The organism is Frigidibacter sp. SD6-1, assembly GCF_030143255.1.
GTDB lineage: Bacteria > Pseudomonadota > Alphaproteobacteria > Rhodobacterales > Rhodobacteraceae > TMP-24.
Genome location: NZ_JARJNR010000002.1, coordinates 292,824 through 318,678, shown reverse-complemented (window position 1 = coordinate 318,678; position 25,855 = coordinate 292,824). Strand labels below are relative to the sequence as shown.

Below are 25,855 nucleotides of genomic sequence, written 5' to 3'. Positions count from 1 at the left end.
ATATATGCGCTTTGACGATGCGTTTGCCAATTCAAAATATTTAGCAGATGGAAAAGATTTTCCATCACGCTGGGCGCGGAAGGCCGAAAGCTTTCGCGATTCGATGGGAGCGAGGGCGGAACCCGGCCTTCGTTATGGCGCGGGCGAGCGGCACTGGTTCGACCTCTTCTTGCCTGAAGGCGAGCCCCTTGGCCTCGTGGTCTTCATCCATGGCGGTTACTGGCTAGCCTTCGGGCCGCGCGATTTCTCGCATCTTGCGGCGGGACCGGTGGCGGCGGGCTGGGCGGTGGCGCTGCCAGCCTATACGCTTGCGCCCTCAGCGAGCCTGCCAGAGATGACGGCGGAGATTCGCTCCGCCCTGATCGCCGCCGCCGGACGGATCGCCGGGCCGATCGTCGTCACCGGCCATTCGGCGGGGGGGCATCTTTCGGCGCGCATGGCGACGACGGATATCGGCCTTCCGGGCGCGGTCGCGGGGCGGATCGCACAGGTCGTGCCGATCTCGCCCTTGAGCGATCTCAGGCCGCTGATGGAAACCGCGATGAATGACGATCTGAAGATCGACGCGGCGGTCGCAAAGGCGGAAAGCCCCGCGCTCTTGCAGCGCCGACCGGGTACGCCGGTGCATGTCTGGGTCGGCGGGATCGAGCGGCCGCGCTTCCTCGATCAGGCGCGGCGGCTGGGGAATGCCTGGTCCTGCCCGGTGACGGTAGAGCCCGATCGCCACCATTTCAACGTGATCGAGGGGCTGGAGGTCGCCGACAGTCCGCTGATGGCAGCGCTTCTGGGCTGAAGGGGGAGCGAGAGGGTTTTCCACCCTCTCGCGCTCTCCCGGAGGATATTTCCGAACGAAAGAGGGTCAGGGGAGCCGTCCGATCGGAATGAGCTCCGCCATGCCGGGCGTGAAAGTCGTTCCCTGCCAGTCGCCGAGCCAGCGATCGACGACGAGGCCTGCGTCCGCGATGAGGTCCGCAAGCTCATCCCGTCCCGGGAAGGCGATCTCGGATGTGGCGTGAAAGAGCTGGCCGTCGTCTTCCATCCGATAGAGGGTCTCGTACCGGGCGACGGCTCGCGCTGCGTCCCAGGCTACTTCGTTCCAGCTTGTCACACGGCCAATCCCCGGCAGGTCTCTGGTTTCGCTGCTTCGCTCCGGCGTCCATTCCTCCCATTCGCGGCGCTCCGGATTGCGGCAGTCGAAGATGAACAGGCCCTCCGGCGCGAGATGGGCGGCGATGGTCAAAAGCGCATCCCGCCGGTCCGTCCGTGTCAGGAAAACCTGAAAGGCATGGCCGGTCAGGCAGATGAGATCGAACCGCTCTTCCAGGCGCAGGTGGCGTGCGTCCGCCTCGATCCAGCGCACCTTGTCGGCGCCGGGTTTGGTACGGGCGATGTCGAGCATTGCGCGGGCCGGATCTGCGGCCGTCACCCGCGCGCCCGGCCGTGCAGCGAGCCCGATAGCGAGCCGCCCGGTGCCGCAGCCGAGATCGAGGATGCGCGGGCGCCCCTCCGCGAGCGCCGCGACGAACCGGTCGTCGGCGTCCCAGTGATTGTCGTGATCGTAAAAGGCCGCCAGGCTCGGATCGGCATAGAGATCGGTGGCAGTCACTTGCGGTAACGCTCCCTCCAGGCGGGCAGAAGATCGCCGGGTTCCGGCCGTGCCGCATGGACGGCGCGCGCGATGGCACGGGCAAGGCAGGCGCTTGCCGCATGGCCGAGGGCGAACTGGTCGGCGATCGGATCGGCGAGCGGACGTGCGCCAGTCGCGGCGGCAAAGACGAGATCGCCGTCAAGGAGCGTGTGGGACGGCACCAGCGCCCGCGCGATCCCGTCATGGGCGGCGACTGCCATGCGATGGGCCTGCGCCTTGCTGAGCGCGGCGTCGGTGGCGACGATGGCGATGGTCGTGGCCTCTCCGGGTGCTTTCGAAGGCAAGGGATCGCGGTCCGGGCTTGCGGCCTGCGCCAGGCCGAGGCCGCCGAACTCGGCGCCGAACTCGAAGGGCGCGGCCCAGAATCGCCCCGCTCCGTCCGCGATCGCCGAGCCGAGCGCATTGACGGCAACGAGCGCGCCGACCGTCATGCCATTGGGCAGGATCGCAGACGCCGAGCCGAGCCCGCCCTTGAGGCCCGACAAGGTGGCGCCCTGGCCCGCGCCCTCGGTGCCGAGCGCGAATTCTTCGGCGGCGGCGGCGAGAGCCGCGCGGCCGAGTACGGGATAGGGATTGTCGGCCCAGTCCTTTTGGCCGCCATTCAGAAGGTCGAAGAGGATGGCTGCCGGAACGATCGGAACCCGTACCGGTCCGACCGGATAGCCGCGACCCGCGGCCCTCAGCCCTTCCATCACGCCGGTGGCGGCGGCAAGGCCGAAGGCCGACCCGCCCGACAGGACAAGCGCATCGACCTCCTGCACCAGTCGGTCCGGGGCCAGAAGGTCGGTCTCGCGCGTTCCCGGCGCGCCACCCATGACATGGACTGCGGCGGTGAAGGGGCGGTCCGCCGTCAGGACGGTGACGCCGGATTTGAGCCGCGCGTCGGCCGCATTGCCGACCCGTAGTCCGGCGACATCAGTGATGAGATTACGCGGTCCAGGCTGCATGCAAGACCTCCAAGGGCGACCCTAAGAAGCGGCCGTTCTCAGCGCAACCGCCAAAACGGGGCCAGAGCGAAGAGCGCGCGCAAGGGCCAGGCGAGCGGCCCGGCCATGCGACGGGTCAGGCGAGGGGGATATTGTCGATGAGCCGCACGCCGCCGATCCAGGCGGCGGCGAAGAGACGGGCCTCGGGCGCCGCCCGGTCGAGTGGCTCCAGCGTGGCGCCATGGCGGAGTTCGAGATAATCGACCTCTGCAAAGCCCGCCTCGAGGATCGCATCACGCGCTGCGGACAGGGACGCCGTGACGTCCCCACCTGCCCGGGCCGATTCGGCAGCCTTCATCATCGCGGCATGCAGCGCCGGTGCCCGCGCCCGGTCCGCCGTCGACAGGCGCTGATTGCGTGATGACATGGCAAGCCCGTCCTTCTCGCGCAGCGTCGGGCAGCCCACCACATCGACCGGAATGTTCAGATCCTCGACCAGACGGCGGATGATCTGCAGCTGTTGCCAGTCCTTCTCGCCGAAGAAAGCGGTATCCGCTGCGGTCATCAGCAGAAGCTTCGTCACCACCGTCGCCACCCCGTCGAAATGGCCGGGCCGGTGGGCGCCGCACAGAACATCCTGCAGTCGGGCAACCGTGACCTTGGTCAGGAACCCGTCCGGATAGACGACAGATGCATCAGGCGCGAACAGGACATCGACGCCCAGCGGCTGCAGCATTGCTGCATCCGTCGCCTCGGTGCGCGGATATTTCGCAAGGTCCTGAGGATTGTTGAACTGCTTGGGGTTCACGAAGAGCGTCACGATCACCCGGTCGCAGGCTGCCTTCGCCGCGGCAACGAGACTGAGATGCCCCTCGTGCAGCGCCCCCATCGTCGGCACCACCGCCACGCTCTCGCCCGCCTCGCGCCAGTCGCGCGCACGGGTCCGGAGGACCGAAAGATCGCGGATCGTGCGCATCGCTCAGCCCTTCTTCCCTGGCGCTTCGTCGGCGAAGAGATGTTCGGCCGCCGGATAGGTCCGCGCCCTGACCTCGGCCGCATAGGCCTTGATTGCCTCGTCCGCCGCAGGCCCGAGATCGGCAAAGCGCTTGACGAATTTCGGCCGGAAGCTGGTGAAGAGGCCAAGCATGTCGTCTGTGACCAGGACCTGGCCGTCGCAGGCGGCCGAGGCGCCGATGCCGATCGTGGGCACTGGGACCGCGGCGGTGATTTCCTCGGCAAGCGAGGCGGGGATCTTTTCAAGGACGATGGCGAAGGCGCCTGCATCCGCAACCGCGCGGGCGTCCGCCAGCACCCGGTCGCCATCGGCACCACGGCCCTGCACCTTGTAGCCGCCGACGGTGTTCACGGCCTGCGGCAACAGCCCGACATGGCCCATGACCGGCACGCCGCGCTCGGTCAGGAAACGGATCGTGTCCGCCATATGCGCGCCGCCCTCGAGCTTCACCGCCGCCGCACCCGTTTCGCGGATCACGCGTGCAGCCGACCGGAAGGCCAGTTCCCGGCTTTCCTCGTAACTGCCGAAGGGCAGGTCGATGACCAACATGGCGCGGGTCAGCCCGCGCGCCACCGCCTGCCCGTGCAGGATCATCATCTCGAGCGTCACCGGCAGGGTCGAGGGCAGGCCATGCACGACCATGCCCACAGAATCGCCCACGAGCGCGATGTCGCAATGCTGATCGACGATGCGGGCGATGGGCCAGGTATAGGCCGTCAGCATCACGATCGGCTCGGCCCCCTTGCGGGCGCGGATGTCCGGGGGGGTGATGCGTTTCTCGACGCCGGTTGCGCTCATCTTCGTCCCCCCGAGGTTGCTGCAGGTAATCTAGCTGCGCCGCAGCATGGTTTCCAGCACTTCCTTGCCTGCCGCTGCGGCTTGCCCGGCGGCCCGCGCCGCGTTAGGCCAAGGCAAACGAAAAGGAGCCTGCCATGTCCGCCTTTCTGCGCCTCACGCCTGCCGCCGCCGACCCGGAAACCACGCGCCCCGCGCCCGAAAAGGTGCTGAAGGGCGATCCGGTCCATACGACCTGGAACGCCGAGGAACGGGACGGGCTTTATGCAGGCATCTGGGAATCGACGCCGGGCAAGTGGCGGATCAGCTATGACGAATGGGAATATTGCCGGATCCTCTCGGGCCGGTCGGTGATCACCGAAGATGGCGGCGAAGCGTTCGAGGTAGCCCCGGGCGACAGTTTCCTGATCCGCCCGGGGTTTCGCGGGACATGGGAAGTGATCGAGAGCACACGGAAGGATTATGTGATCCTTACCTGAAACGTGTCAGGTTCCGGGGTCAGTCGCGACATTTGTGGCGCCGTAGATCGTCTCGGGCGAGATGATCTTCGGCGGCAGCTCGACCCCGCGCGGCGTGTTGGCCGGGCCAAGAAGGCGCTGGCTGTCCTCGAGCGTACGGATGTTGACCTCGGTCGGGATGTCGATCCGGTCGAAGAGGTCGATGATGTCGTGGTTGAAAAGCCGGATGCAGCCCGCAGACCCCGAATTGCCGATCGAATCCAGATCGTTGGTGCCGTGGATGCGGTAATGGCTGTCCTTGCCGCCCCGGTAGAGATAAAGCGCCCGCGCGCCGAGGGGGCTTGCAAGGCCGCCCGGAACGCCGCGCGCGAAGGGGCCATAGACCTCGGGCTGGGTGCGCAGCATGTTGGCGGTGGGTTGCCAGCCCGGCCAGACCTCCTTGCGGCGGATCGTGGTCTGGCCCCGGAGCGTCAGGCCCGCGCGGCCGACCGCGATCGGATAGCGCCAGGCGGTGCCGTCGCCGATGATCCAGTAGAGGAACTTGGCGTGGGGGTCGATCTCGATCGTTCCCGCCGGGCGTTCGCCTTCGTAGAAGACCAGCTGCCGCCGGTTCGGCCATTCCAGATAGTTCGGCGGGATCGGCGGCAGGTGATAGCCGTTGTCGTCCAGCGGGCCGTAGCCTTCGACCGGGGTGAAGCCATAGCGCGTCACCGGATCGTCCGCCGCTGGCGGCTTTGGCCCGCAAGCCGACAGGGCGGCCGATCCGGCCAGGGCGATGAAGGTGCGCCGTGAGGGCGCTGGGGTCGTGACTGGCATGTTCCGTCCGCGCGAGAGGTCTGTCCCGGACATACCTAGCAAAGTTTCTGCCGCAAGCGAAAGCCGTTCACCCTGTGATGACCCGGCCACTGTTTCCCGACTGCAACTTGTGGTTCGATCCGGAGAGGGAACCTTGCTAGACCTTCTTCTCGCCAGACCTCGTCCGCGCGATGGCCGGGCACCTTGCCCGCCATATGTCCGGCCTTGGCCCGCGGGCCGCCCGAGATCGCCGAGCCGGTGCCGGAACTGGCCACCGCCAGGGTCGCGATGGGCGAGCGGCTGGAGATGGCGGTGACGCTTGCCTCGCGGGCGGCTGCGATTCAGCCACCCGTTCCGCGAGATGACGACCCGGCGCCACTATCCGGGCGAGCAGCTCCTGTCCTTCCGGATCAACGGACTGGACACAAGGGCCGTGGCCTTCGACCTCATGTCCTGAGGGCGGCCCTGCTTCTTCCGTTTGCAAATATCCCGGAGGGGTGTGGGGAGGCAGAGCCTCCCCACCCTGTCAGCCGACGATGTTGAAATCCGGCCCGTAGGGATATTTGGTGATGTCGATATTGCCGTCCTCGGTGATGACGAGGATGTCATGCTCGCGGTAGCCGCCCGCGCCGGGCTGGCCGTCGGGGATCGTCAGCATCGGTTCCATCGAGATGACCATGCCGGGTTCCAGCACCGTGTCGATATCCTCGCGCAGTTCCAGTCCCGCCTCGCGGCCGTAATAGTGGCTGAGGACCCCGAAGGAATGGCCGTAGCCGAAGGTGCGGTATTGCAGGACCTGATGTTCCTCGAAGAAGGTGTTCAGCTTCTGCGTCACCTCGGCGCAGGAGGCGCCGGGTTTCAAAAGGCTGATGCCATATTCGTGGGCGGCGACGTTGATGTCCCAGATCCGGCGGCTTGCCGCATCGCACTCGCCCACGAACATCGTGCGTTCGAGCGCGGTATAATAGCCCGAGATCATCGGGAAGGTGTTGAGGCTGAGGATGTCGCCGCGCTGGAGCTTGCGGGCGGTGACCGGGTTGTGGGCGCCGTCGGTGTTGATGCCGGACTGGAACCAGACCCAGGTGTCGCGGTACTCGGCGTCGGGGAAGCGACGCGCGATTTCCAGTTCCATCGCATCGCGGCCGGCCATGGCCACGTCGATCTCGCGCGCGCCTTCCTTCACCGCCTCGCGAATGGCGAAGCCGCCCACATCGGCGACGTTCGCGCCGTGGATGATCAGCTCGATCTCGGCCTTCGATTTCATCATCCGGCTTTTCATCGTCGCGGGCGCGATGTCGACCTTCGCCTTCGGCGAGAGGAACGCGTCGAGCTTCTGGCTTTGCAGGAGCGTCAGGTGGTCGCCCTCATAGCCGATCACCCGGCCCGGCCCGGTGACCGAGAGGATCGCGCGCCAGTAATTGTCGCGCTGCCAGTCGGTGTAGGTGATGTTGTCGCCATGGCAGCGCCGCCAGGGCTGGCCCGCGTCGATGCCGGCGCTGATCGTCACCGATTGGGTCGGGGTGACGACAAGGCCGTAGGGCCGCCCGAACGAGCAGTAGAGGAAGCCGGAATAGTAGGCGATATTGTGCATCGAGGTGAAGATCGCGGCCTCGACCCCCTGGTCGGCCATGATCTGCCGCAGTCCGGCAAGGCGGGCGTCATATTCGGATGCGGCGAAGGGAAGGACGCGGTCCCCCTGGTGGAATCGGTATTGCTGTGGGCGTTCCGTCATTTCAGACCTCTGTGAATGGGGTCTGTGCGTGACCGAGACCCCGAAAGGTCCCGGCGTACAGGACAGTCGCGGGGCTTTGGCCCGCAAGCGTCGGGGTGGCCTGTGGGGCAACCCCTGTGACGACGCCATCGTCACGGCTCGCGCGGAAAATGGCTGAGAGCGCGGCTTCTGGCAAGGGAGAACTTGCGATGGGCGACGGGCACCCTATCTCGATCGGGAACAAGGAAAGGAACGGACATGCGCTGCCCTGTCGACAATGAGACTTTGGTGATGGCCGACCGCAACGGGGTCGAGATCGACTATTGCCCGACCTGCCGGGGCGTGTGGCTGGACCGGGGGGAGCTCGACAAGATCATCGACCGGGCGACGGGCGCCGATCCGCTGATGGGCAACCGGGCGCAGGCCGCCGTTCCCCTGCCGGAGCCGCAGGCCGCAGCACCGGCCTTCGCGCAGGAACGGCGCGAGCGACCGCGCCGTCGCGACGATGATGAGGATGACGACGATTATCGCCGTCGAAAGCCGAAGAAGCGTGAAAGTTTCCTGAGCGATCTCTTCGATTTCTGAAGTCCGCCGGGCCGCTCTTCGCGCCCTTTCGTGGGCTCATCGATGTCGGATGCAGCGAAGACGCCTGACAGGGCGGATGAGCGGCCCTATTCGCCGTAGGGCACCCAGATGTTCTTGACCTGCGTCGCGCGGGTCAGGAAGGCCTTGCCCTGACCGGCGGGCGAGAGCCAGTCGCGGTTTTCGGGGGTCCAGGTGACCTTCAGGTTGCCGGCACTCTCCGCCTCGATCATGCGGGCGCCGTCGGGCGAGCCGCAATACCAGAGGGCGGCCACATCGTCGTGACCTGCAAGGGTCTTGGCCAGTTCGTCGCGCGCGCCGGTGACGATGTTCACCACGCCTCCCGGCAGGTCAGAGGTTTCCAGGACCTGATAGAGGTCGGTCGCGGCGAGCGGCATGTTCTGCGAGGGCAGGGCGATGACCCGGTTGCCCATGGCGATGGCGGGCAGGACGAGGCTGAGGAAGCCCAGAAGCGGCGCGTCGGTCGGGCAGGCCACGCCCATCACGCCATAGGGTTCGTTCATCGCGAGCGTCACATGGGCGGATTTCGTCGAATGTACCGCGCCGTCGAACTTGTCGGCTTGCGCGGCATACCAGAAGGCGCGGCGGATGGCGGTTTCGACCTCTTCCGCGGCCTTGGGGGTGCCCGCCGATTTCAGCCGTTCGGTGAATTCGGCGGCGCGCTGGGAAAGGTTTTCGGCGAGGTAGTAGAGGACCTGCGCGCGGTTGTGGCCGGTGGCCTTGCCCCAGCCCTTGGCACCATGTGCGGCCTCGACCGCGTTCCTTATGTCCTTGCGGTTGCCGAGGCCCGCGAGGCCGATGGTGCGGCCCTTCGCCATCACGGCATAGGAATAGCCTGAATCGGGGCGCTTCTGCGCGCCGCCGATATAGAGTTTCGCGGTGCGGTCGATGCCGTCGGCGCGGCCCGACGCCTCGGGGTGGGGCGCGGTGTCGGGGGTGATGGGCGCGGCCTCGGCCTTTGCCTTGACCGGCGCGTCGGCGAGGTAGGAGAGCATGCCTTCGCGCCCGCCCTCGCGGCCGAAGCCGCTTTCGCGGTAGCCACCGAAACCGGCGGCGGCGTCGAAGATGTTGGTGCCGTTGATCCAGACGACGCCGGCCTTGACCTGGGCGGCCACGTCAAGCGCGAGGTTGATGTTTTCCGACCAGACCGAGGCCGCAAGTCCGTAGCGGGTGTTGTTGGCCAGCTCGACCGCCTCGTCAGGGGTGCGGAAGGTGGTGAGGGTGGCGACGGGGCCGAAGATTTCCACTTCGCTGATGACGTTGGCGGGGGCGACATTGGTGAAGAAGCCCGGCGCGAAGAAGGAGCCTTTCGAGGGCAGGACGCACGGCGCCTGATGGAGCGTGGCGCCTTGGGCCTCGCCCTCGCGGACGAGCGAGGAGACGCGGTTCAGCTGGACCGGATCGACGAGCGCGCCCATGTCGGTGGACTTGTCCAATGGATCGCCGACGCGGAGTTTCGCGAGGCGTGCCTTGAGGCGGCGGGTGAAATCTTCGGCGATGACCTCCTGCACCAGAATACGCGATCCGGCGCAGCAGACCTGACCCTGGTTGAACCAGATCGCATCCACCACGCCCTCGACCGCGCCGTCGATGTCGGCGTCGGAAAAGACCACGAAGGGCGACTTGCCGCCAAGTTCCAGCGTCAGCTTCTTGTCCGTTCCGGCCGTCGCGCGCCGGATCGCGCGGCCGACCTCGGTCGAGCCGGTGAAGGCGATCTTGTCGACCTCAGCGGCGACCAGCGCCGCGCCGGTTTCGCCGTCGCCGGTGATGATGTTCACGACGCCCTTGGGCAGGCCGATTTCCACGCAGATCTCGGCGAAGGCGAGGGCGGTGAGGGGCGTGTATTCGGCGGGTTTCAGGACGACGGTGTTGCCGGCGGCGAGCGCGGGCGCGATCTTCCAGGCGAGCATGAGGAGCGGGAAATTCCAGGGGATGATCTGGCCGCAGACGCCGACCGGGCCCATTCCCGGGAATTCGTCTTCCAGCATCTCGGCCCAGCCGGCATGGTGGTAGAAGTGGCGGGCGACGAGCGGCACATCGATGTCGCGGGTTTCGCGGATCGGCTTGCCATTGTCCATGGTTTCGAGGACCGCGAGGAAGCGTTCGCGTTTCTGCACCGCGCGGGCCAGCGCGTAGAGCCATCTGGCGCGGTCGTGGCCCGACAGCCGCGACCAGCCGGGAAGGGCGGCATGGGCGGCCTTGACGGCGGCCTCGACGTCAGAGGCGGAGCCTTGCGAGACATGGGCCAGAACCTCGCCCGTTGCCGGGTTCTGAACCGCGAAGGTCTTGGCAGGCGTGGTGAAGGCGCCACCGATCAGATGGCCGAAGCTGCCGCGCGCCTTCAGCCATTTGACCACTTCGCCGTTCGCTTCGGGGGCGGGGCCGTAATCCATGGTGGCGAGGATTTCCGTGACTTTGGACATGGGACCCTCAGGCAATCGCGTTGCGGTGGGCGGCCGCATAGCGGCCGGTCAGATGATGTTCGAGCTGACGTTCGATATCGGCGAGCATCGAGGAGGCGCCAAGGCGGAAGAGGTCGGGCTGCAGCCAGTCGTTGCCCAGTTCTTCCTTCATCAGGATCTGCCAGGCGATCGCGTCCTTGGCGGATTTCATGCCGCCCGCAGGCTTGAAGCCGATCTTGTGGCGGGTCAGGCGTCCGTAGTCGCGCAGCGCCCGCACCATGATGAGCGAGACGGGAAGCGTGGCGTTCACGCCCTCTTTCCCGGTCGATGTCTTGATGAAATCCGACCCGGCCTGCATCGCGACCATCGAGGCCTTGTAGACATTGCGCAGCGTCCTGAGTTCGCCGGTGGCAAGGATCGCCTTCATATGCGCGGCGCCGCAGGCCTCGCGCATGGCCGCGACCTCGTCATAGAGCGCCTGCCAGTCGCCGTTCAGGACCTGCGCGCGGTGGATGACGATGTCGATTTCCTCGGCGCCTTCCTCGACCGCGTACCTGATCTCGGCCAGGCGGAGGGGGAGGGGGGTGAGACCTGCCGGAAAGCCGGTGGCGACCGAGGCGACGGGGATCGAGGTGCCCTTCAGCGCCTTCACGGCGGCGGGGACCATCGAGGGGTAGACGCAGACCGCGCCAGTGGTGAGATGGTCGAGGCCGAGGCCGCGCATGATCTCGTCGGAAAGCGGCCGCCGGGCCTTCGCGCAAAGCCGCGCGACACGGTCGGGCGTGTCGTCGCCGGACAGTGTCGTGAGGTCGATGCAGCGGATGGCATTGACGAGCCAGGCGGCCTGGAAATCCTTCTTCACGGTCCGCCGCGTGGTCAGAGTGGCGGCACGCCGTTCGGCGGCCGATGTGTTGACGGCAATCGCGTCGAACCAGTCGGTCTGCAGGGGCACGCCCGGGTTTCGGGGGAAATTGGCAGGGGTTTCTTTCGCGCTCAGGGACATGGAGGACCTCGGGGCGGCGCGCGTGGCCGGATCAAACGGGTGGAAACTGCCCCCGACATTAGCCAAAGCTCGCGATCCGATCAACCGCGAAATTTGACCAGTTGGTCAGGATTTGGTCTGCGTTTGAGATGCAACTGCCAACAATTGGCACGGAGGGTGTCTTCTGACGCCAGAATCAGATCAAATTTGACGCAAAGTAGCCGCGGGAGGGGATTTCTGCTTATATCGAGGCAGCAGGTGGGGCTGCCGGCGTGGAAAAAGTTCATTTTGCCATCGAGAAGTTGCTCGAGGCGCCAGATGGCTGGCGCTCGGTCGTTCGTGACATGGTGCACGCCTGGCCGGAGGCGCGGCCCTCGGAGCTGATCTTCACGCTGGCGACGGCGGCGGCGGATATCGAGGCCACGTTCGGCCCCGGCAGCCCCGCCCGCGACGATGCGGCGCAGGCCTGGCGGCTCGCGGCGCTCCTTGGCGCCGATCTCTATGCGATGGAGGCGCTCGGCCTGCCGCGGGGACGTGCCGCCGATCTGGAGACCTACTGGGCGGTCGATCCCTATTTCCGCGATCTTTGATCCGCGCTCTCGTCGTTGCTGCTGACGCAGCCTCCTCGTGCGGCCGCTCAACCCTTCGGCTTTGCCCGCCAGGTGTTTAGCCAGGCCTTGAAGCGCCCCACCATGCCGCGCGCCTGCGCCCGGGCGGCATCGGCCTGCGCGTCGATCCCTTCAAGGAAATCGCCCGCATCTTCCACTACGGGATCGATGGTCCGCTCGCGGAACTGAAGCCACATCCGCCGCAACATCAGCACGAGAAGCGCAAGCGCGGAAAGGATGAGGATATTCACCCACGGCAGGACCGTCGCATCCGGGCTGTCCACGGCGCGGACCTTCACCGCGTTCGGATAGATCGACAGGATCGGCAGGCGCCAGCCGTAATAGGTGACCATCACCCATTGCGGCGCGGCCTTGTCGGACCTCAGGTTCGAGGCCTCGGCATGGAGGTTCGAACTGTCGTACTTGAAATAGGGCGGCCAGACCCAGCCGGTATCCTCGTTGCGGAACACGACCACGCTGTCGTCGTCATGCACCGCCTCGATGAAGCGGATGTCGCGCGTCTCTGCCCCCTCGCCGGTGCCGGTGTCGGGCGAGGCATAGGCCCAGGCGTTTTCCCATGAAACCGTCGTCAGTCGATTGTAGGTATTGGTGATCCGCACCACGTCATGGCTTGGCAGTGTGTAATTGAGGAAGAGGCCGACGATCAGGAACACCAGGCCCCAGAAGGACCATTTCATCCGCCGCCGCCCGGTGCTGCCCTCGGGATAGCGGTAGCGCAGAAAGAGCGCCCCCCCGATCACCAGAAGAAGGATCAGCCCCCAGACCAGATAGCCAGACATCGGCGCCCCCTATTGATAGTTCTGCACATAGGCGATGACCACGATCAGCGCCATCGGGATGATGTATACGAGCCAGAGAAGTTTCTTCTTCAGCCCGTGCTCGTAGGCCTCCATGCCCTTCGCGATGAAGGCCGCGCGTTCGCTCTCGCCCTCGCCCTCGGGCGGGGCCGCGTCCCACTGCTTTTCCAGCGCCTCGCGGCGCAGCGATCGCCAGTAGGCGCCGAGCAGCAGGTAGAAGACCGACAGCCCGATGAAGGCAAAGACCAGAAGGCGGAGGATGGCGATCATCGTCTGTCCTTTCGGGCAGGTTTGGCGCGCACGGCGCCCCAGGGACCGACGCGGGCGACAAGATCGGGCAGATGGTCGCCCATGTCGGGTTCAGGCCCGAACAGGGCCTCGCGCGTGCCGACCCTGTCCATCTGATATTCCGCGGCAAGGAAGGTCGCCACATAATCCTGCTTGGCCTCGGACCAGCCGGAATAAAGCCGGTAGAACAGCTCCTTGTGGCAGATGAAGGTCTGGCGGATGTCGAGGGGCGAAAGCTCGGCCAGAAGCATGTTGACCAGATCGCGGTCGGGTCCGGCCTTGGCGCGCAGCGTGTAGAAATAGGACGGATGGTCGGAGGTGATGCGCGGCCATGTGCCGCCCGCCTCGGCCCAGCGAAGCATGGCGGCCAGCCCGTGAAACTCCTCGGGCAGCTGCGCGGCGAGCGTATTCGCGATCAGCCGCAGTTCCGCCCGCGTGCCCGCGCCATGGTCGATCCCCGCGCGCGCGGCGAAATCGACGAGGATGAAATCCATCTTCTGCCGCAGGATCGCGGCGGCATCGGCGCCCCGGGCATGGACGACCGGTTCGGCAAGATCGTTGAGGTCGAGGAATTTCGCGACCTGATTGCGGTCGCCAAGGTCGAACGTATAGGCGATCGGCATCCGGCCCAGCCCTTCCTTCGGGCCGACGGAGATGGCGGCGGGAAAGTCGACCTTCGGGAAAAGATAGATCCCGCCGAAATGCGCGGTCCAGAAATTGCCCTGATCGTAGGCCTTCTCGCTCAGCCGGATCGGGTTGCGGGTGATGTCGCCGGTCGATTTGGCCAGATCGATCATCTCGCCGATCAGCGCATCGTCGTACCAGGCGTCATATTCGGTCCGGAACCGGTGGATCAGGCCCTGCATCTTCTTGGCCCCCTTCACCGCCTGTCCGGCAGTGTCGGCCCTGACCGTCACCTGCCGCAGGTCGAGCAATTGTCCGGGCGTGGAAAGCTTGAAGATCGTATTTTCCAACTCGCCCGCCACGGCGTCGCGGGCGGTGAGCGAGAAAAGCTGCTCTTCGTTTTCCGCGATGTAGCGCACGAGAATGCCGCGCGAGGTCGAGAACTTGGCGTTCAGCAGCGGTGCTTCCTTCTGTTCGGTGGTCAGAAGGATGAACTGGCGGTTCATGCCGTTGGGGTTGAGGTAAAGGTGGTCGCCCAGCTCGTCGCCCACTTCCGGGCTGTAGCCCGACAGGTCGATATGGAAATCCGAAAGAGCCGTCCGCTTGCCGGTCAGCCGCTCCAGCGCGCGGTTGTAGCGCTCAACCAGCGCGGGCGAATCCACGGCGACCAGATTGCCGAACATCAGCCCCTTTTCGATCAGCCGTCTCATTGCTGCCTCGTCTCCGGACGCCCGTGGCCCGTCATTCCCTCAGCCGTTCCCGCGCCAGATCCTGCCCGCGCAGCCTTTCTGTCCGGCGGGAGAGCGAAAGCCAGGAAACGATCATCAGCGGGCCCCATGCGACCATAGGCAGGAAGGAGTTCCTTATCAGGTAGAACATGGTCTCGCCCGGCGCGTCCGACAAGGCCCCGCCGACATTGGCGCCGGTCTGGGCGAAGAGATAGCCCGTGAGGGCGGTGGACAAGGACTGGACAAGAAAGGCCGACAGCAGGACACCCGAGACGACCATCCGCTGGGACCGGGTTTCCTTTGGCACGATCAGCCGCGGCAGGGAAATCGCCGCCGCGCAAAGAATGAAGAGCGGCAGAATCGTATTCGAGAATCCGATTGGAACGTCCATCTAACCCCTGCCGCCCCTCGATTTCCGCGGCCCCTGGGGCCATCTTTCGCATTCCGCAAGCGCCGTGTACAGCCTGCGTTGATCTTCCCGGGCTGCTCTGCCGGCATGAGTGGCGGGTTTCACGCACCCTGTGCGGCGCGACAGGGCAGGAGGCGGACCTTGTCGCCACCTCTGGCAGGTGGGCAGGACAGGACTAGTCGGCGTCCGTGCGCAGACGGATGACTCCGGCTGCGGGTATCATGCCCGCGGCGCACTCGACGGGATGGGGATTGTGGTTGAACCAGAACCGCTCCCGCCCGCTGTCGCGGACCCGGACGCCCTTCGGCAGACGAAGGGTGTCGAGACCCGCGCGCCCGGCAATCGCGGCGACCAGCCGGTCCAGCATCGCCGCGTCGCCCCAGCCGCCGACATAGCTGATCCGCCCGGCGCGTACCGCGACGGCCTGGCCGTCCTCAAGCCGCAGAAAAGCCTCGCATGTCGTGTCGAGCGCCTCACGGTAGCCGGTGACAGCGCCGCCGCCCGCGACGGGCAGCGGCATGTCGGGCCTGAGGCTTTCGACCCGCGCGACCGTGACGTCGAGGCCGGGAAAGGCGGGCGGCAGCGGCACCGGGATCGAGAAATGCCCGTCGCGCGCGCCGCTGCGCGGGCCGATGACCACCTCGGCGCCGCATGACGCCAGCGCCTCTTTCACTGGCTCGGGCATGTGCATCATGCCCGGCGCGAAGATCGCGCGATAGCCGTCGCAATCCCGTCCGTCGGGCGGCAGGATATCCACCGACAGTCCCGCCCGCCGCAGCGCCCGGTAGTGGGCGAAGACCAGATCGAAGTAACTCAGTCCCCGCCCGTGCGGTTGCACCGCCCAGGCCCAGTCTGCCGCATAATCGAAGATCAGCGCGACCGGCGCCGGGGCCGGTGCGACCTCTGGGGCATCGGCCAGTTCCGCCGCCACCGTCCGCGCCTCTGCCAGCCCCGGTGCTTCGGCGCTGTCGGGGCGCATAAGGCCCGCATGCATCTGTTCCTGCGCGAAGGGCGCCTGCCGCCAGCGGAAATAGCACACCGCCTCGGCGCCATGGGCAAACGCCTCCCATGTCCAGAGGCGGACCATACCGGGCAGGGGCGCGGGGTTGTAGGGCGCCCAGTTCACCGGCCCGGGCTGCTGCTCCATCACCCACCACCGGCCGCGCCCGACCGCGCGGTACAGATCGTGGTGGAACGCCTGGAAATCCGGGTCGCCCTGCCGGGCGAAATGGCGCTGATCCTCCGCGCTCGCGCCCACCCGGTCTTCGAGGAAGCCAAGTGGATAGCTGTCCCAAGACGCGATATCGAGGTCCGCACCGACCTTGAAATGGTCAAATTCGGTCACCCGGCCCATGTAATTGTGGGCGATCGGCGCGTCGGAATAGGCGCGGATGATCTCGACCTGCGCGCGGTTGAAGCGCGCGACCTGATCGGAGGAAAAGGCCCGGAAGGCGAGGCTGTGGGCCGGGTTCGGTTCGGTCACCGTCAGGTTCGGCAGGTCGATATCGTCGAAATCGGCATAATCCATCGACCAGAAGACATTGCCCCAGGCCCGGTTCAGCGCGCCGATGTCGCCGCCATTTCCGCCTTTCGCCGGAAAGCGGGCGCGAAGCCAGTCGCGGAAGGCTCGGCGCGCGGCAACCGAATAGGACAGGACCGTATCGTGGCAGCCATATTCATTGTCGGTCTGCCAGGCCGCCACATGCGGGTTCCGGCCATAGCGCCGCGCGATCTCGGTCACGATCCGGCGGCATTCCTGCAAGTAACCCTCGTGGCTGAAGCAATAATGCCGCCGCGAGCCGAACTTGCGCGGGCGGCTTTCCGCATCGACCGCCAGCATGTCCGGATGGCGGTCCAGCACCCATTTCGGCGGCGTTGCGGTCGGCGTGCCAAGCACGACCTTGAGGCCTTCGCGCCCCAATGTCCCGATCGCCCGGTCGAGCCAGCCCCAGTCAAACCGCCCCGGTTCCGGCTCGATCCGCCCCCAGGCGAACTCGCCGATCCGGACCCAGGTCAGACCGGCGTCGGCCATCCGCCGCGCATCCTCGGCCCAGAGCGCCTCGGGCCAATGTTCGGGGTAGTAGCAGACGCCGAGCGTCCGGCGCCGGGCGGTCATTCCACCGCCCCGGCAAGTGCCCGCCAGGCGGCGGTGAGGCCCGCGAGCGTCAGCCGGGCGGCATCGACCCTGCGGGCATCCGCCCCCTGCGCCTCAAGCGCCGTCCGGTAGGCGGCGGCAAGCCCGCCCTCGCCGAGGATGACGATCTCCTGCCCCAGCCAGTAGGGCCGCGCGGCGGCAAGCTCCGCCCCGATCAGAAGGCCGGAGAGGCGCGAGCGCGCCTGCACCGCACCCAGCCCGTCGAGAAGGGTCTCGGCCCGGATCGAGAAGAGGTCGCCCGCCAGCGCCTGCGGGCGCGACATGACATGGCTGACCGCGGCGGCGAATGTCTCGGCGTCGAAGCCCGAGGCGGCCACCGAATGGCGCAGCACGGAGTGGCCCGACAGAAGCGCGAAGATCTCGCCGGTCATGAAGGTGCGGAAACTCACCACCTCGCCCGCGCTGATATGGGCCCATTTGCAATGGGTGCCGGGCAGGCAGAGGACGCCGTCGAAACCGGGCTCCGCCGACAGGAACCCGGCGATCTGGGTTTCCTCGCCGCGCATCACGTCGGCAGGTGCGGCCTGACTCATGCCCGGCAGGATATGGACCGAAAGCCTCGGGTCGCGGGTTTCGACCTTCAGCGCCTGCGTGATGCCGGGTGGCGGGGCGGGAACCGCGACATAGCGCGCCTCTTGCCAGCCCTGCCGCGCCCCCACCATGCCGCAGGCGATGACTGTCAGGCGGCCGCTTTCCGGCAGGTCGTTCGCGATCAGGTCACACAGGACCGGCTCGAATTCCCCGGGCTTCAGCACCCCCATGCCGAGGCCCGATCGCGCCTCGCCCAGGACCTCGCCCGTCGCACCCATGCGCCAGAGCCGCAGGTTGCTGGTGCCCCAGTCGATGGCGACCCATGCGGCGCGTTCGACCGGGCCGCTCATCCTGTCACCACTACGCCGCCGTCGATCACCAGCGCCTGCCCGGTCATCATCTTCGATATGTCGGAGGCGAGGAACAGCGTGCCGCCCACCACATCCTCGGGCCCGAGCGTATCCTTCAGGCACTGGCGGTCGAGATGTTTCGCCAGGCCCTCGGGTGTCACCCACAGGTCCTTCTGCTTTTGCGTCAGCACCCAGCCGGGGGCGAGCGCGTTGACCCTGATCCGGTCGGGGCCGAATTCGCGCGCGAGGCTGCGGGTCATGCCGTTGATGCCGGAATTCGCGGTGGTGTAGAGCGTGTAGCCCGCATTTCCCATCATGTAGCTGATCGAGGAAAAGTTGATGATCGACCCGCCGCCCAGTGCCTTCATGCCGGGCACGACCGCCTGAATGGCAAAGAAATAGGCCTTGAGATTGATGGCCATCGACCAGCCCCAGAACGCCTCGTCGACTTCCATCACGTCATGGCGCTTGTCGTTCGCCGCATTGTTCACCAGCACCCGCACCGGCCCATGCGCCTCCGCTGCCTGATCGACGGCGGCCTTGAGCGCCCCGGTGTCGGTGATGTCGCAGCGGATGAAGAGCGGCCGGTTGCCGGTCGCCGCCTCCATCTCGTCGCAGAAGGCGGCCGAATCCGAGCGCTGTACGAACGCGACCTTCGCGCCCTGCCTGAGGAACCCTTCGGTCAGGCTGGCGCCGATGCCCGACCCGCCGCCGGTGATGAAGACCGAGGCGCCTTCAAGGTCGGGAAAGCACGCTGAAAGGGTCATCGCTCGGCTCCGTCTGTCGCCAAGAGTTTTGCAAAACTCTTGGCAAAATTCTTCGAAGAATTTTGTCCGGCCCGAAGCATCAATGGCTCTCCCGCGTCACCGGCCTTGTATCCTTGCCGACGAGAAAATCGAGGTCGGCGCCCCGGTCGGCTTGAAGGACATGGTCGATGTACAGTTTCGCATAGCCCCGCGTATAGGGGCTTTCCTCGGGCACCCAGGCGGTGCGGCGGGCGGCAAGCTCCGCGTCGCTGACCAGAAGCTCCAGCACACCGGCCTTGGCCGACACCCTGATCCGGTCGCCGGTCTTCACGAGCGCCAGCGTGCCGCCCACCTGCGCCTCGGGCGAGACATGCAGGATCACCGTGCCGAAGGCGGTGCCGGACATGCGGCCGTCGGAAATGCGGATCATGTCGCGCACGCCCTGTTTCACCAGCGCGCGCGGAATAGGCATGTTGCCCACTTCCGGCATGCCCGGATAGCCCTTCGGCCCGCAGCCTTTCAGGACGAGGATCGTCTCTGCCGTCACAGGCAGATCCTCGCGGTCGATATTGGTCTTCATGTCCTCGATGCTCTCAAAGACATGCGCCACGCCTTCATGCTCCAGAAGCGCGGGTGTGGCGGCGGACGGTTTCACGATGGCGCCGTCCGGCGCGAGGTTGCCTTTCAGGACCCGGATGCCGGCGGCAGGCTTCACCGGATCGGCGAAGGGGCGGATCACGTCGCGGTTCCAGCATTCGGCGCCTTCGGCATAGGCAGAGATGTCCTTGCCCATCACCGTCATGGCCTTGCGCAGGTGCGCGGAGAGTGCCTTCAGCACCACCGGCATCCCGCCCGCGTAACAGAAATCCTCCATCAGATATTTGCCCGAGGGCATGCAGTTGACGAGGAGGGGGATGTCCGACCCGATCTCGAAATCCTTGAGCGTCAGGTCCACGCCAACGCGACCCGCGATGGCCAGCAGATGGACGACCGCATTGGTGGAACCACCGACCGCCGCATTGGCGAGGATCGCATTTTCGAGCGCGGCGCGGGTCATGACTTTCGACGGGCGCAGGTCCTCCTCCACCATCTCGACGATGCGCCTGCCTGTCAGATGCGCCAGCGCCATGCGGCGGGCATCGACGGCGGGAAGGGCGGCGTTCGTGGGCAGGCTCATCCCCATCGCCTCGACAAGGCTTGCCATGGTGGAGGCCGTGCCCATCGTCATGCAGACGCCTTTCGAGCGGCTCATGCCGCTTTCCGCCGCCATGAAATCCTTCAAGGTCATCTCGCCCGCTCGGACGGCTTCGGAGAATTTCCAGACGTCCGTGCCCGAGCCGATATCCTTGCCCTGCCATTTGCCGTTCAGCATCGGACCGGAGGAGACGACGATGGCGGGCAGATCGACCGAGGCCGCGCCCATCAGTTGTCCCGGCGTGGTCTTGTCGCAACCGCCCAGAAGCACGACGCCGTCCATCCCGTAGGCGCGGATCGATTCCTCGACATCCATCGCCAGAAGATTGCGGAAAAGCATCGCGGTCGGCTTCATCTGCGTCTCGCCGAGCGACATGACCGGAAACTCGACCGGGAAACCGCCCGCCTCCCACACGCCGCGCTTCACGCCTTCGGCGAGGTCGCGGAGCCCCGAATTGCAGGGCGTGAGTTCGGACCAGGTATTGCAGATGCCGATCACCGGGCGGCCGTCGAAGACATGGTCGGGGAAACCCTGGTTCTTCATCCAGCTTCTGTGGATGAACCCATCCTTGTCGAGCTTGCCATACCAGGCGCGGTTGCGGCGGTTCTTTGTCATGTTGCCTTCGGGAATAGCGGAGGGTTCGGGAGCCTCCGGCGGAGGTATTTGGACCAAGATGAAAGGGCAAGTCTCATGCGGCTTTTGCCCCGCGTGCCCAGGTCGGCAGCCACTCGCCGTGCGCGGCGATCAGATCGTCGACCAGCGCGCGGATCTGTCCGAGGTCAAGCTCGGCCGCCGTGTGGGGGTCAAGCATGGCGGCATGATGGATATGGTCGCGGTTCTCGGTCAGAAGGGCGGCGACGGTAAGCTCCTGTACGTTCACATTGGTGCGCATCAGCGCGGTCAGTTGCGGGGCGAGGTCGGTGACGGGCGTCGGCTGGATGCCGTTCGCATCGACGAGGCACGGCACCTCGACGGCAGAGCCCGTGGGAAGCTGCGGGATAAGACCGTGGTTCGCCACATTTCCGTAGATCACCGATGGCGTGCCGGTCGTGACCGCATTCATGATCGTCGCGACATATTCGTGGCTTTGGTTCACCTCGATCCGCTCGGCCGTGCGATAGCTCGCGGCCTGCGCCTTCCAGCTGACGAGTTGTTCCTCGCAGCGTTTGGGATATTCGTCCAGGGGGATGCGGAAGCGTTCGATCAGGTCGGGGCGCCGGGACTTGATGAACCAGGGCACATATTCGGCGAAATGTTCGGAGCTTTCGGTGACGAAATACCCCAGATGCATCATCACCTCGTAGCGCACGAGGTTGGGGCAGCGCGGGTTCCAGCTGCTTTCGAGCGGCATGCGGCCCGCGCGGTAGCCCTCGCGCAGCGCGGGGTAGAGGTCGCGGATGGAGCCGTCAGGCTGACGCTGGCCGAACTCCGTGTAGAAGGCCATATGATTGATGCCGCCCGCCCGATAGACGAGCGTTTCAGGGTCGATCCCGAGATCGCGGGCCAGTTCATGGGCAGTGCCTTGCACGGAATGGCAGAGGCCAACCTGCCGGATATCCCGGTAACGCGCGGCGATGGACCAGGTGTCGATTGCCATCGGGTTGACATATTGGAGAAGGATCGCGTCGGGGCAAAGTGCCCGCATATAGGACACGCCCCATTGCTTGCCATCGATGGTCATCGAGGCGAGCGCCGAGCCAAACGAATCCTTCAACCCGTTCGCTTCCCAGACATCCGAGACATCCATGAACTGACCGGAATTGACGAAGGGCGCCATGCGGTTGCCCGCATACCAGTTGGCAAGGTCGGGGGCATCCGCGGTCAGAAAGTTCCGGATCGCGGTCTTGTAGCCTTCATGGTCGAAATTGTTCAGCTGGATGTCGATGTCGGGGTTCGCGGCCTCGAGATCGGCGATCACCCGTTCCATCGCCGCAAGCGGCGCCTGATCGTGGTCGGCATTGTACTTCACCACGCGCTTGTCCTGGGCAACGGCTGCTGTCGTCATCAGCAAAGCCGCCGTCAGGGCGAGCGCGCCCCTTGCGTAATGGACCATTGTATCCTCCCGACTTTGTTCCATTAAGTGAAACTAAGTCTTGAATATTGAAAACTATGTTCGCTATCCTCTATCCTGTCAACTGAGTCGCAGAGGTGGTCGCATGGGCAGCGAGGGTCATGCCGACGGAACGGTGGGCAAGGCGCTTGACGTGCTTGAAATGGTTGCCGATCAGGGCGGGTCGGTACGCTTTTCCGAGCTTCTGGCGATTTCGCGCTATCCCAAGGCCACGCTCTACCGCCTGCTGCAGACGCTGGTGAATCAGGGCATGCTCACTCAGGATGCCGACAGCGGCGCCTATGCGCTTGGCGTCCGGCTCGTGCGCCTTGCCCACAATGCCTGGGCGCACAGTTCGCTCGCGCCGCTCGCCCGCCCGCATCTCGACGCGCTGGCGGCGGAGGTGGGAGAGGCCATTCATCTGGCGCAGATCGACAGCGGCCATATCCTGTTCGTCGACAAGCGCAAGTCGACCGACATGTTCGAAACGCTGGCCCAGGCGGGCCGGGTAGCACCCGCCTATTGCACCGGCGTGGGCAAGGCGATCCTCGCCTTCCTGCCGGATGCCGCCCGCGACAAGGTCATGCCGCAGCAATCCTTCCATCCCTATACGCCCGCCACCCATACCGAGCCGGCGTCGCTCATGGCCGAGCTTGAGGTGATCCGCGCCGAAGGTGTCGCCTTCGACCGGGAGGAGCACGAGCGCGGCATCATCTCGATCGCGGCGCCGATCCGGTCGCGGTCTGGCCGGGTCATCGGCGCGGTGTCCATCGCGACCTCGACCTCGCGTCACACGCTTGAGGAACTGAATGCGCTGAAACCCCGGCTTCTGCAGTGTGCCGAAGCCGTCGGCGCCGAGGCGGAAACCTGGCAGTTTCCAGAGACCAACTAGGGGGGTGAGTATGGCCGGAGTGACGCTGAGCAATGTCGTGAAGAAGTTCGGGCCCGTCGGGGTCATTCACGGCGTTGACCTCGATATCGGCGATGGCGAATTCTGCGTCTTCGTCGGCCCTTCCGGCTGCGGCAAGTCCACGCTTCTGAGGATGGTGGCGGGGCTGGAACAGACCACGTCCGGCGCGATCCGGATCGGGCAGCGCGACGTCACCGCTCTCGACCCCGCCGAGCGCGGCGTGGCGATGGTCTTTCAGACCTACGCGCTTTATCCCCATATGACGGTGGCCGAGAATATGGGCTTCGGCCTGAAGATGACCGGCCATCCGGCGGCCGAGATCAAGGCGAAGGTCGCCGAGGCGAGCCGCATCCTGAAGCTCGATCCCTATCTCGACCGCAAGCCCAAGGCCTTGTCCGGCGGCCAGCGCCAGCGCGTCGCCATCGGTCGCGCCATCGTGCGGGGACCGGAGGTTTTTCTCTTCGACGAGCCCCTGTCGAACCTCGACGCGGAACTCCGCGTCGACATGCGGGTCGAGATCGCGCGGCTTCACAAGGAGATCGGCGCGATGATGATCTATGTGACTCACGACCAGGTCGAGGCGATGACCTTAGCCGACAAGATCGTCGTCCTGCGCGCGGGCAGGATCGAACAGGTCGGCAGCCCGATGCAGCTTTACAGCGACCCCGACAACCGCTTCGTCGCGGGCTTCATCGGCTCGCCCAGCATGAATTTCCTTGAAGGGCGGGTCGAGAAGGGCAGGGTGCGCATCGCGGCCCTTGGGGATCAGACGATCGCCACGAAGGTGACGCTGCCCGCCGATGGCGGAACGGTGCTTGTAGGCCTCCGCCCGCAGCATCTGACGGTGACGCCCGGTGCCTCGGCCATCACGCTCGATATCCGCGAACGGCTTGGCGGCGTGTCCTACGATTATCTCACGGCGCCCGGCGGGGTGCGGCTGATCGTCGAGACCCGCAATGACGACACGATTGCCGAAGGGACGCCGGTTCAGGTCGGTTTCGATCCGGCCAGCGCGCTCTTCTTCGATCCGGTCACCGAACAGCGGCTGCGCTGAAGCCGTCACAAGGGGGCGTTGGAATGCGTCGGCTTTTCGGCTAGCGTCAGCGCATGCGAACCGGCTTTTCTTCCAGCTTCCCCCTGCGGCGGGCGCGTGTGCACGAGGTCTGCGGCCCCGGTGCCTTCGCCTTTGCCGCCATTGCCGCCGCGTCCGCCACGGGTCCGGTGATCTGGGTGCGCGAGGGCTGGCTTGCCGACAGCGTGAACCCGGTCGCCCTTGCCCGCTTCTTCGATCCCGCGCGCCTGCTTCTGGCCCTCGGCAAGGACCAGACCGACAGTCTCGCCATTGCCGAAGAGGCGCTGAAGGACGGCGCGGCGCCGTTCGTGGTGGTGGAGGTCACCCGGCCCCTGGACCTGCGCGAGGGGAGAAGGCTTCAGCTCGCCGCCAAGGCAGGGCGCGCGACCGGGCTCTGCCTCATCCCCGAAGGCATGGGCTCGAACGCCGCCGAGACCCGCTGGCGCGCCACGCCTCTCTTCGATCCGGGCGCGCGGGACTCGACTCTGATGCGGTGGGAAAGTATCAAGAACAAATCAGGAACACTTGGCGCCTGGCATGTCCGTTGGAATGAAGAAACGCGTCATCTCAATGTGGTTTCCCCGGCTGGCGAGCGACCGGGTTCTGCGGACCTGCCCGGTTGAGGCGCCCTTTGCCCTGACGCTGAAAGAACAGAATGCCGAGCGGCTTTATTGCCTGAACATCCGGGCCGAACAGGCGGGGCTTCACCGGGGCATGAGCCTTGCCGACGCCCGCGCCTTCTGCCCCGATCTGGTCAGCCGCCCGGCGCGGCCCGACCTCGACGCGCGCTTCCTGACCGCGCTCAGCCGCTGGGCCCGGCTTTATTCGCCCTGGGTGGGGGTGGAGAGTATGGACGGGCTGGTCCTGGACATCACCGGCACGCCCCATCTGTTCGGCGGCGAGGCGGCGATGCTGGCCGACATGCGCGCCCGCGCCGCGCGGGCGGGGCTGGAACTGAGGCTCGGGCTTGCGGGCACACGTGGCGCGGCCTGGGCGCTGGCCCATTACGGCGAGGGGATCGCTTTGCCGGGGGACGAAGGGGCGGCGCTTTCCCCCCTGCCGGTCGCGGCGCTGCGGCTGGAGGCGGAGGTCTCGACCGGCCTCGAACGGCTGGGCCTGCGCCGGATCGGCGATCTTCTGGCCACCGCGCGGGCGCCGCTTTCGCGCCGCTTCGGGCCGGACCTTCTGATGCGGCTCGATCAGGCGCTGGGAGAGGCGCCCGAGGCGCTCTCGCCCCTGGCCGAGCCGCCGCATTACGGCCTGCGCCTGACCCTGCCCGAACCGATCGGTCTGGTCGCCGACGTGATGGCGGCCACGGCGCGGCTTCTGGGGCCGCTCTGCGAGCGGCTGAAGGCGAACGGCGCGGGGGCGCGGCGGTTGCAGCTGACCCTCAGGCGCGTCGATCAGGCCAGCCGGCAGGTCGAACTGCGCCTGGCCGGCCCGATGCGCGAGCCCGCCCGCATCCTGCCGCTCTTCGAGCGTGGTATCGCCGAAGTGGATGCGGGCTACGGCATCGACCAGATCCGGCTGGAGGCGGTGGCGGTCGAACCTTTGGCCGCCCAGCAGATCGCCATCGGCGAGGCGCGCCATGAACCCGAACGGCTCGATGACCTCATCACCCGGATCGGCACAAGAATCGGGCTGGAAAATATCCGCCGCTTCCTGCCTGCCGACAGCCATATCCCCGAACGCGCCTTCACCCTTGCGCCAGCCGCCTTCAGCCGCCCCGAAGGCGGCTGGCTGAACCCTCGCCCGCGGCCCCTGAGCCTTTTTGCGCCCGAACCGATCACGGGCCGGGGCAACCGCCCGCCCGACCGGTTCCGCTGGCGGCGGATGGCGCTGACCACCGGGCAGGCCACCGGCCCCGAACGGATCGCCCCGGAATGGTGGCTGGAGGATGAGGGCTGGCGCACGGGCCTGCGCGATTACTGGAAGGTCGACACGCGCGAGGGCCGTCGGCTGTGGCTCTTTCACACGCCGGAAAATCCCGGCTGGTTCGTGCAGGGGGAATTCGCGTGACGAAGCCCGCCGCCCTG

The 25,855-nt window shown here is 66.4% G+C and carries 26 protein-coding genes; 9 read left to right on the top strand and 17 right to left on the bottom strand.

What is annotated here, in order from left to right; genetic code table 11:
• Positions 1–4 precede the first annotated feature (4 nt).
• A complete protein-coding gene (locus tag P0645_RS06090; RefSeq protein WP_284163687.1) occupies positions 5–793 on the top strand; it encodes a hormone-sensitive lipase in 789 nt (262 codons plus the stop codon).
• Positions 794–859: 66 nt separating this feature from the next.
• Here P0645_RS06090 and P0645_RS06085 read toward each other — a convergent pair whose 3' ends face one another.
• The 4 genes from P0645_RS06085 to panB all read right to left on the bottom strand — a co-directional run bounded on the left by P0645_RS06085 (position 860) and on the right by panB (position 4,387).
• The gene (locus P0645_RS06085; RefSeq protein WP_284163686.1) at positions 860–1,606 is read right to left on the bottom strand and encodes a class I SAM-dependent methyltransferase; all 747 of its coding nucleotides are present in this window, start codon (positions 1,604–1,606) and stop codon (positions 860–862) included.
• The gene (locus tag P0645_RS06080) at positions 1,603–2,595 is read right to left on the bottom strand and encodes a P1 family peptidase (RefSeq protein ID WP_284163685.1); all 993 of its coding nucleotides are present in this window, start codon (positions 2,593–2,595) and stop codon (positions 1,603–1,605) included. The genes P0645_RS06085 and P0645_RS06080 overlap by 4 nt, the downstream gene beginning before the upstream one ends.
• 115 nt (positions 2,596–2,710) lie before the next feature.
• Positions 2,711–3,550, bottom strand: coding sequence for a pantoate--beta-alanine ligase (gene panC, locus P0645_RS06075; RefSeq protein ID WP_284163684.1), 840 nt, complete (start codon positions 3,548–3,550; stop codon positions 2,711–2,713).
• A gap of 3 nt (positions 3,551–3,553) precedes the next feature.
• Positions 3,554–4,387 (bottom strand): 3-methyl-2-oxobutanoate hydroxymethyltransferase, encoded by an 834-nt coding sequence (gene panB, locus P0645_RS06070; protein WP_284163683.1) that lies wholly within the window; start codon positions 4,385–4,387, stop codon positions 3,554–3,556.
• A gap of 134 nt (positions 4,388–4,521) precedes the next feature.
• Here panB and P0645_RS06065 point away from each other — a divergent pair, with 134 nt between their 5' ends.
• On the top strand, positions 4,522–4,863 hold the full coding sequence (locus P0645_RS06065) for a cupin domain-containing protein (RefSeq protein ID WP_284163682.1): 342 nt from the start codon (positions 4,522–4,524) through the stop codon (positions 4,861–4,863).
• A 6-nt stretch (positions 4,864–4,869) separates the two neighbouring features.
• Here P0645_RS06065 and P0645_RS06060 read toward each other — a convergent pair whose 3' ends face one another.
• Positions 4,870–5,658: a L,D-transpeptidase gene (locus tag P0645_RS06060; RefSeq protein ID WP_284163681.1), complete on the bottom strand. Its 789-nt coding sequence runs from the start codon at positions 5,656–5,658 to the stop codon at positions 4,870–4,872.
• A 298-nt stretch (positions 5,659–5,956) separates the two neighbouring features.
• Here P0645_RS06060 and P0645_RS19335 point away from each other — a divergent pair, with 298 nt between their 5' ends.
• Positions 5,957–6,094: a YhaZ family DNA alkylation repair protein gene (locus P0645_RS19335; protein WP_502854488.1), complete on the top strand. Its 138-nt coding sequence runs from the start codon at positions 5,957–5,959 to the stop codon at positions 6,092–6,094.
• Positions 6,095–6,163: 69 nt separating this feature from the next.
• On the opposite strand, the gene P0645_RS06055 is transcribed toward P0645_RS19335, so the two are convergent.
• Entirely contained in the window at positions 6,164–7,369 is a 1,206-nt protein-coding gene (locus tag P0645_RS06055) for an aminopeptidase P family protein (protein ID WP_284163680.1), read from the bottom strand.
• A gap of 237 nt (positions 7,370–7,606) precedes the next feature.
• Between P0645_RS06055 and P0645_RS06050 the strand changes: the two genes are divergently transcribed.
• Positions 7,607–7,933 (top strand): TFIIB-type zinc ribbon-containing protein, encoded by a 327-nt coding sequence (locus P0645_RS06050; protein ID WP_284163679.1) that lies wholly within the window; start codon positions 7,607–7,609, stop codon positions 7,931–7,933.
• Positions 7,934–8,019: 86 nt separating this feature from the next.
• On the opposite strand, the gene P0645_RS06045 is transcribed toward P0645_RS06050, so the two are convergent.
• Both P0645_RS06045 and deoC read right to left on the bottom strand, forming a co-directional pair.
• Positions 8,020–10,374: an aldehyde dehydrogenase family protein gene (locus P0645_RS06045; protein WP_284163678.1), complete on the bottom strand. Its 2,355-nt coding sequence runs from the start codon at positions 10,372–10,374 to the stop codon at positions 8,020–8,022.
• A gap of 7 nt (positions 10,375–10,381) precedes the next feature.
• The gene (gene deoC / locus P0645_RS06040; RefSeq protein WP_284163677.1) at positions 10,382–11,356 is read right to left on the bottom strand and encodes a deoxyribose-phosphate aldolase; all 975 of its coding nucleotides are present in this window, start codon (positions 11,354–11,356) and stop codon (positions 10,382–10,384) included.
• Positions 11,357–11,607: 251 nt separating this feature from the next.
• Here deoC and P0645_RS06035 point away from each other — a divergent pair, with 251 nt between their 5' ends.
• On the top strand, positions 11,608–11,925 hold the full coding sequence (locus P0645_RS06035; RefSeq protein WP_284163676.1) for a hypothetical protein: 318 nt from the start codon (positions 11,608–11,610) through the stop codon (positions 11,923–11,925).
• A gap of 47 nt (positions 11,926–11,972) precedes the next feature.
• Here the strand turns inward: P0645_RS06035 and P0645_RS06030 are convergent, their stop codons facing one another.
• The 9 genes from P0645_RS06030 to P0645_RS05990 all read right to left on the bottom strand — a co-directional run bounded on the left by P0645_RS06030 (position 11,973) and on the right by P0645_RS05990 (position 21,840).
• A complete protein-coding gene (locus tag P0645_RS06030) occupies positions 11,973–12,743 on the bottom strand; it encodes a DUF1523 family protein (RefSeq protein WP_349775070.1) in 771 nt (256 codons plus the stop codon).
• Positions 12,744–12,752: 9 nt separating this feature from the next.
• On the bottom strand, positions 12,753–13,031 hold the full coding sequence (locus P0645_RS06025; RefSeq protein WP_284163675.1) for a hypothetical protein: 279 nt from the start codon (positions 13,029–13,031) through the stop codon (positions 12,753–12,755).
• Positions 13,028–14,383 (bottom strand): DUF6638 family protein, encoded by a 1,356-nt coding sequence (locus P0645_RS06020; protein ID WP_284163674.1) that lies wholly within the window; start codon positions 14,381–14,383, stop codon positions 13,028–13,030. Before P0645_RS06020 ends, P0645_RS06025 begins: the two co-directional genes overlap by 4 nt.
• Before the next feature lie 31 nt (positions 14,384–14,414).
• The gene (locus P0645_RS06015; protein ID WP_284163673.1) at positions 14,415–14,792 is read right to left on the bottom strand and encodes a hypothetical protein; all 378 of its coding nucleotides are present in this window, start codon (positions 14,790–14,792) and stop codon (positions 14,415–14,417) included.
• A gap of 193 nt (positions 14,793–14,985) precedes the next feature.
• Positions 14,986–16,926 (bottom strand): beta-galactosidase, encoded by a 1,941-nt coding sequence (locus P0645_RS06010; protein WP_284163672.1) that lies wholly within the window; start codon positions 16,924–16,926, stop codon positions 14,986–14,988.
• Entirely contained in the window at positions 16,923–17,846 is a 924-nt protein-coding gene (locus P0645_RS06005; protein ID WP_284163671.1) for a 2-dehydro-3-deoxygalactonokinase, read from the bottom strand. The genes P0645_RS06010 and P0645_RS06005 overlap by 4 nt, the downstream gene beginning before the upstream one ends.
• Positions 17,843–18,613 (bottom strand): SDR family NAD(P)-dependent oxidoreductase, encoded by a 771-nt coding sequence (locus P0645_RS06000; RefSeq protein WP_284163670.1) that lies wholly within the window; start codon positions 18,611–18,613, stop codon positions 17,843–17,845. The genes P0645_RS06005 and P0645_RS06000 overlap by 4 nt, the downstream gene beginning before the upstream one ends.
• Positions 18,614–18,692: 79 nt before the next feature.
• A complete protein-coding gene (locus P0645_RS05995) occupies positions 18,693–20,402 on the bottom strand; it encodes an IlvD/Edd family dehydratase (RefSeq protein WP_284163669.1) in 1,710 nt (569 codons plus the stop codon).
• Positions 20,403–20,475: 73 nt separating this feature from the next.
• A complete protein-coding gene (locus tag P0645_RS05990; RefSeq protein ID WP_284163668.1) occupies positions 20,476–21,840 on the bottom strand; it encodes an extracellular solute-binding protein in 1,365 nt (454 codons plus the stop codon).
• Positions 21,841–21,943: 103 nt separating this feature from the next.
• On the opposite strand from P0645_RS05990, the gene P0645_RS05985 reads away from it, so the two are divergent.
• Genes P0645_RS05985 through P0645_RS05970 form a run of 4 tightly spaced genes read left to right on the top strand, consistent with a single transcriptional unit; the run spans position 21,944 to position 25,838 of the window.
• Complete coding sequence (locus P0645_RS05985) at positions 21,944–22,729, top strand: IclR family transcriptional regulator (RefSeq protein WP_284163667.1); 786 nt, start codon at positions 21,944–21,946, stop codon at positions 22,727–22,729.
• Positions 22,730–22,739: 10 nt separating this feature from the next.
• Positions 22,740–23,801, top strand: a complete 1,062-nt coding sequence (locus P0645_RS05980; RefSeq protein WP_284163666.1) for an ABC transporter ATP-binding protein — start codon at positions 22,740–22,742, stop codon at positions 23,799–23,801.
• Positions 23,802–23,854: 53 nt separating this feature from the next.
• Complete coding sequence (locus P0645_RS05975; protein WP_284163665.1) at positions 23,855–24,442, top strand: ImuA family protein; 588 nt, start codon at positions 23,855–23,857, stop codon at positions 24,440–24,442.
• Positions 24,369–25,838: a Y-family DNA polymerase gene (locus P0645_RS05970; protein ID WP_502854481.1), complete on the top strand. Its 1,470-nt coding sequence runs from the start codon at positions 24,369–24,371 to the stop codon at positions 25,836–25,838. Before P0645_RS05975 ends, P0645_RS05970 begins: the two co-directional genes overlap by 74 nt.
• Positions 25,839–25,855 lie beyond the last annotated feature (17 nt).